General features: G+C 69.5%; 6 protein-coding genes. 4 read left to right on the top strand and 2 right to left on the bottom strand.

Features of this window, described 5'->3' with window-relative positions:
* A partial coding sequence (locus PSH25_RS01200; protein ID WP_502361341.1) for a type III PLP-dependent enzyme domain-containing protein occupies positions 1 to 748 on the top strand: 748 nt, incomplete at its 5' end.
* Between the two features lie 211 nt (positions 749 to 959).
* The gene (locus PSH25_RS01195; RefSeq protein ID WP_238657165.1) at positions 960 to 2,246 is read left to right on the top strand and encodes a CE1 family esterase; all 1,287 of its coding nucleotides are present in this window, start codon (positions 960 to 962) and stop codon (positions 2,244 to 2,246) included.
* Positions 2,247 to 2,328: 82 nt separating this feature from the next.
* Here PSH25_RS01195 and PSH25_RS01190 read toward each other — a convergent pair whose 3' ends face one another.
* Together PSH25_RS01190 and PSH25_RS01185 are read right to left on the bottom strand one after the other, a co-directional pair.
* The gene (locus tag PSH25_RS01190) at positions 2,329 to 2,763 is read right to left on the bottom strand and encodes an SRPBCC family protein (RefSeq protein ID WP_308193601.1); all 435 of its coding nucleotides are present in this window, start codon (positions 2,761 to 2,763) and stop codon (positions 2,329 to 2,331) included.
* 18 nt (positions 2,764 to 2,781) lie between these two features.
* A complete protein-coding gene (locus tag PSH25_RS01185; protein ID WP_238657163.1) occupies positions 2,782 to 4,245 on the bottom strand; it encodes a multicopper oxidase family protein in 1,464 nt (487 codons plus the stop codon).
* A 219-nt stretch (positions 4,246 to 4,464) separates the two neighbouring features.
* Here PSH25_RS01185 and PSH25_RS01180 point away from each other — a divergent pair, with 219 nt between their 5' ends.
* Both PSH25_RS01180 and PSH25_RS01175 read left to right on the top strand, forming a co-directional pair.
* Entirely contained in the window at positions 4,465 to 5,655 is a 1,191-nt protein-coding gene (locus tag PSH25_RS01180; protein WP_238657162.1) for a sensor histidine kinase, read from the top strand.
* Positions 5,652 to 6,332, top strand: a complete 681-nt coding sequence (locus tag PSH25_RS01175; RefSeq protein ID WP_238657161.1) for a response regulator — start codon at positions 5,652 to 5,654, stop codon at positions 6,330 to 6,332. The genes PSH25_RS01180 and PSH25_RS01175 overlap by 4 nt, the downstream gene beginning before the upstream one ends.
* Positions 6,333 to 6,344: the final 12 nt, after the last annotated feature.

Below are 6,344 nucleotides of genomic sequence, written 5' to 3'. Positions count from 1 at the left end.
TGCGAGCCTGGTCATGGGCGGTGGACCCAGCCCGTTCGGCATGGACCCGGCCGACGTGGTCGCGTGCGCCCGCCGCCCGCCCGCCGGCATCGACGTACGCGGAATCCACGCCCACCTGGCCAGCGGGCTGGACGCGCCGCTCGCCGCGACGGTCGCCGCGGCCGTGGTCGGCTGGGCAGCGGCCGAGGTCGACGCCGCCGAGGTCGACGTCGGCGGCGGCATGACCGTCGACTACACCGACCCGGCCGCGCGGTTCGACTGGGAGGGCTACGGCCGGGCCCTGGCGGACATCCTCGACCGGCACCCGGGGGTGCGGCTGCGCATCGAGCCGGGCCGGTCGGTCACCGCCCACTGTGGGGCGTACCTCACCGAGGTCATCGACGTGAAGCGCTCCTACGGCGAGTGGTTCGTGGTGGTGGCTGGCGGGACACACCACCTGCGGACCCCGGCGGCGAAGGGGCACCCGCAGCCATTCACCGTGCACCCGCGACGTGGTGCCGGCGGCCCCCGCACCGACGGCGGGCCGGTCACCGTGGTCGGGCAGCTCTGCACCCCGAAGGACGTGCTGTCCCGGTCGGCCACCGCCGGGCCGATCGGGGTGGGTGACGTGTTGGCCTTCGCCATGGCCGGTGCGTACGCCTGGAACATCAGCCACCGTGACTTCCTGCTGCACGAGCCTCCGCTCTTCCGGACCGGTGACCTGCACAAAGTGGCCGTCGAGTGGGCGGCCCGGCCGCTCGGGGCGTGAGCCCGAGAGGCGCGATCGGCTCGGCATGTTATCGATAACATGCTATCTTTCACCCGGGAGTGAAGGGCACGCTCCCGGTCACCCGAGCCGGCCGGCGAAGACGTGCCGAGGGCTGCACCCCTCCCGCCGCCTTCCCGTTCGGTGACCAGTCCGGGCCCCCGTCGATGCCAGGCGACCGTTGACGGTCGCGCAACGGCAAGGAGCCCAATCCATGCTGAAACGCAGACTTTTCCTCCCATCCATCGCGGCCGCGGCGCTTCTCCTCGCGGCAACCACCGGCGGCGTGTTGAGCGGCGGCTTCGGTGCGACGGCGGTGGCCGCCACCAACGGCACCCTCGCGGCGACCGCCGGCTGCGGCAAGGCCCCGACACTCGCCAGCGGCACGCGGACGATCCAGAGCAGCGGACAGAGTCGTACGTACAACCTGCGGATCCCGGACGGGTACGACCGGAACCACCCCTACCGACTGGTCTTCGGCTTCCACTGGTTGAACGGCTCGGCCAACAACGTCACCTCGGCCGGCTACTACGGGCTGCAGCCGCTGTCGAACAACAGCACGATCTTCGTCGCTCCGCAGGGGCTCAACGCCGGCTGGGCCAACACCAACGGTCGGGACCTGACCCTCTTCGACGACATCTCCCGGCAGATCGAGAACGACCTCTGCGTGGACACCACCCAGCGCTTCGCCCTGGGTTGGAGCTACGGCGGGGCGATGAGTTACGCGGTGGCCTGTGCCCGGCCCACGATCATCCGCGCGGTCACCGTCATATCCGGTGCCAACCTCAGCGGATGCAACGGGGGCACCCAGCCGGTCGCCTACTTCGGCATCCACGGCATCTACGACAGCGTGCTGAACATCTCCCAGGGGCGGCAGCTGCGCGACGCGTTCGTGCGCAACAACGGCTGTACCGCGCAGAGCCCGCGCGAGCCGAGCCGGGGCAGCCTCACCCACATCACCACCGCCTACTCGGGTTGCCGGGCCGGCTACCCGGTGCAGTGGGCGGCGTTCGACGGGGACCACACCCCCAGCCCGGTCGACGGGTCGGGCAGCCCCAACGACTCGCGGACCTGGACCTCGGGTGAGATCTGGAGGTTCTTCAGCCAGTTCGAGTCGACCACGCCGCCGACGACCACGCCGCCCACCGACCCGCCGCCCACGGATCCGCCGACCACCCCGCCGCCGACCGGTGAACCCGGCACCTGCGCCGCCACCTACCGGGTGCTCAACACCTGGCCCGGTGGCTTCCAGGCTGAGGTGACCGTGGCCAACAACACCGCCACGCCGCTGAACGGCTGGACCGTGGGCCTGACGCTGGCCAGTGGTCAGGCCATCAGCAGCCTCTGGAGCGGTACCAACACCGGCACCACCGGCAGCGTCACCGTCAGGAACGCCGCCTACAACGGCACGGTGGGCGCGAACGCGTCGACCACGTTCGGGTTCACCGCCACGGGCAACGGTGCCACCGCACCCGGCAACGTCACCTGCACCAGCCCCTGACCGGGGCAGGCTGAGGGCCCGGAGCCAACCGGCTCCGGGCCCACAGGTCACATCCGCCGCCGCTACCGGTTCGACGCTGCGCTCAGGCTTCGCTCTCCAGCAGGTCGCGAAGGGCGTCGAGGGCGGCGATCTCCTCCTCGAACGTCTTGCCGACGACCGGACCGAGGAAGCGAGACAGCCCGCTCGGCTGCCACGCCAACTTCAGCGTGAGCTGGGTCCCGCCGCCATCGGCCGGGGTGAGTGTGTACTCGCCCTGGGTGCGTACCACGCTGCCGGTGGCCTGGAACGCCAGACGCCGGCCCGGCTCGAACCCGGTCACCTCGTAGTCGGCCGGGATGCGGCTCCCGCCGGGGCCCTTGAGTCCCTGTCTGTAGCGAGCGCCGACCCCCTCGCCCGAGACGCGCGCGACGTCGAGCACGTTGGGGCGCCAGCGCGCATCGTTCTCGCCACGGGCGAGAAAGGCGAACACGACCTCAGGAGTCCGTCCGATCTGCACAGTCTTCTCTGCCGAGGGCACAAGAAACCTTTCTCAGGGTCAGGGAACGATTTTCATCTGTGCCATCATCCCACTCGCGGAATGGTCGATCATGTGGCAATGGTAGACATACCGGCCAAGGTAGGGCCCGAACGTCGCCTGGAGTCGGACCGTCTCGCCGGGCCCCACCGAGATGGTGTCCTTCACTCCGGCCTCACCCGGCGCCGGCGGCTGGCCGTTGCGGGTGAGCACCCGGAACTGGACCAGGTGGGGGTGGAAATTGTGCGGGATACCGAAGAGCGTGTCGCCGTTGGTCACCGTCCACACCTCGGTCGTGTTGCGTTTGATCTCGGTGTCGACCCGGTCGGCGTCGAACTGCTGACCGTTGATGAGGAACTGGCCGGTCGCCGGGTTGAAGTTGAGCGTGAACGCACGCTCCTTCGTGGCCGCGGGCAGCGCGGGGATCGTGCTCAGCCGGTCGGGCACCCGGCTGCTGTCGGTGGCGGCCCGATTGACGTCGAAGCGCAGCACCGGCCCGGCCACGGCATCGTCGAGGAACACCTGGCTGCCGACCGGGAACGCGCCGAAGTCGACGACGATCTCGATCCGCTCGCCGGGGGTCAGGCTCCACGAGCGGATCGGCGTCGGCCCGGCGAGCAGCCCGCCGTCACTCGCGATCTGGGCGACCTCGGCGTCGTTGCCGAGCCGCAGGGTGAACGTGCGGAGGTTGGACGCGTTGACGAAGCGCAGCCGGTACTTGCGGGCGGCCACCTGGAAGTAGGGCTGTGGCTTGCCGTTGACGAGGATCGTGTTGCGGAACTGGAAGTCGTCGTGTTCGAAGACCAGGCTCGCGTCCTCGGCGAACCGCGCGTCGCGCAACATGATCGGGATGTCGTAGTTGCCGGACGGCAACCGGAGTTCGTCCTGGGCCGGGTCGTCGATCAGGAAGAAGCCGGCGAGCCCGCGGAAGACGTGCTCGGCCTCCATGTGATGGGCATGGTCGTGGTACCAGAGCGTGGCGGCCCGCTGCTTGTTGGGGTAGTTGTAGATCCGGCTCTTGCCCGGGTCGAGCACGTCGGTCGGGAACCCGTCGCTGCTCGACGGTGTGTGGCCTCCGTGCACGTGCACCGCGGTCGGCATGTCGAGGTGGTTGCTGTGCGCGATGACCGCGAGCCGGCCCGTCCTCACCCGGAACGTCGGCCCGGGAAACTGCCCGTCGTAGGTCAACACCTCGGTACGCGTTCCGGGCAGGATCTCCGCCTGAGCCTTACGGGTGGAAACGACGTAGAAGTCGGTGTTGGCCACCGAGGCGATCGGCTGCTGCACGGGTGGTATCGGCATCCGGACAGCGAACGGGGCGGTGACGGCCGCGACGTGTGCCGTCTTTCCGTGGCCGGTGTGGGTGCCGTGGGCCGACGTCGCGGACGGGGTGGATCCGCGGGCCGCTGCCGCCGCGGTGCCCGTGACCAGCGCGGCTGCTCCCGCGGTGGCACCGACCTTCATGACGTTGCGTCTGCTCACCATTGGTCGCTCCACTCCTGGTGGTCGAGTTCTCGGGTGAACTGTCGCGGAGGTCCCTCGACGCGTCGTCGAAAGCTGATCGCGGCCAAGTATGGATTTCACCTTAAGTTTTGGTGTGACTACCAAAAGCTAAGCTTCGATGCTTCCAACGGTGTGCGATGAGACCGTAGACTCGTGCGAGTAGTCGGCCGTGACAACTCATAAGAGGCCGATCCGATCTGAGTGCTTTTGTCGCCCACGCATGGGGGGTCGGCGACACGGCGGGCAGCCGGCGCTGGGGAGAGCCGTTCGTGCCCGCACCTGGGGAGCAATAGGGCACACACCGGGGGATCCGCAATGGTTGTTGGAAACGATGCGCTGCGGAGGACCGCTGCCGAGGTTCTCGACCGCAGGCGTCAACCGATTCTTGCCGCCTACCGTCAGCGTCTTGCCGCTGCGAGTGACGATCTCGCTGGGGCCGCTGACCTGACCGACAGTTACACGGCGCAGGCCGACGTCCTGGTGCGGGAAACGATGGCCGAGATTCGTCGCGAGACCACCGATCCGCTGTCGACACCGCCGCCAGCGGTGTCCACCGAGGAGGTCGAGCTTCACCCACGCGAGTGCTTCCGCGCGGTCGTCGCGCTGGCCGACATCGTGTTGGCCGACGCGCTGAAGCAGTTGTGTGGCAAGCCCGACCAGAGCGCGATCCTGGCGCTGGTCGCCGACGCGCTCACCCGTACGACACTGACCCGGCTGCTCGACGCGAGTTCGCGCTACGCCGCCGGCCTGATGAACGAGGTCCACCAGGCGCAGATCGCAGAGCGCTCGCTTATCGCGCGCGAGCTGCACGACCGGCTGGGCCACAGCCTCAGCGCGGCGTACCGGAACCTGGAGGCCCACGAGCTCGCCCAGGAACGACGCCACGACGACGTCGATCGCCGCGTGGTCATCGCCCGTGAGTCGCTGCACGACGCGGTCGGCTATCTGCGGGTGCTCATCGCCGATCTTCGGCTCTCTCAGCCGCTCGGGTCACTCGACGAGGCACTGGCCAACTTCCTGTCCACGGTCGAGACGGGCGAGACACGTCTGCACACCGAGATCAACGGCGACGAGTCGTGGGTGCCGCCCGAGGTGCTCGACGAGGTGTTCCTGGTCGTTCGCGAAGCGCTGCGCAACGCGGTCGCCCACGCCGGCGCTCGCGTGATCCACGCGGTCGTCGACATCACCCCGCACGAGCTGCGGGCGACCGTCGCCGACGACGGGGTGGGCTTCGACCTCGCGACGGTGCGCGACGGCTCCGGCCTGCGCGCGATGGCCGAGCGCGCCGCCGCCGTCGATGGTCGCCTCGCGGTGCGCGCGGCGGGCCACCAGGGCGTTTCGGTCGAGCTGGTCGTGCCGCTGCTCGCCGTCGGGGCGGGGGCCGGCCGGTGACCGCCACGATGATCGAGCCGACCCGCATCGTGCTGGTCGACGACCACGTCGTGGTGCGCGACGGTCTCCGGGAGATCCTCGACGCCCAGCGCGACCTCGTGGTCGTCGGCGAGGCGGGCGACAGCTGCGCCGCGGTCAACGAGATCCGGGCCCGCCAGCCCGACATCGTGCTGCTCGACGTGCAGATCCCCGGCGACGGGGTGACCACGACGGTCCGTCGGATCCGCGACGTCGCGCCGGCGAGTCGGGTCATCATCCTCAGCATGTTCGACGGCCCGACGCTGCTGCGCGAGTTGTTGACCCTCGGCATCTGCGGTTACCTGCTGAAGAACTCGACGCGCCAGGAGTTGGTGGCGGCGATCCGCGGCGCCCGCGCCGATGACGCGCCGGTGATGTTGGCCGTGTCGCGCGAGAGCCTGACCCAGGTGCAGGGGCCGGTGCACAGCACGCTGTCGGACCGTGAGCGCGAGGTTTTGCAGTTGGTCGGTCAGGCGATGAGCAACGCCCAGATCGCCGGTCGGCTCTGCCTGTCGGAGGCGACGGTCAAACGCCACCTGCGCAACATCTTCGCCAAGCTCGGTGCGGTGTCGCGGATCGACGCGGTCAACAGGGCCATCGCGGCTTCGCTGATCGCTCTGCCGAGGCTCTGCGTCGACCCGACGTTCCACGGGGGATAGCAGTCGGCTCAA

The organism is Micromonospora foliorum, assembly GCF_022229015.1.
Classification (GTDB): Bacteria; Actinomycetota; Actinomycetes; order Mycobacteriales; family Micromonosporaceae; genus Micromonospora; species Micromonospora foliorum.
This window is presented reverse-complemented; position numbering and strand designations above follow the sequence as displayed.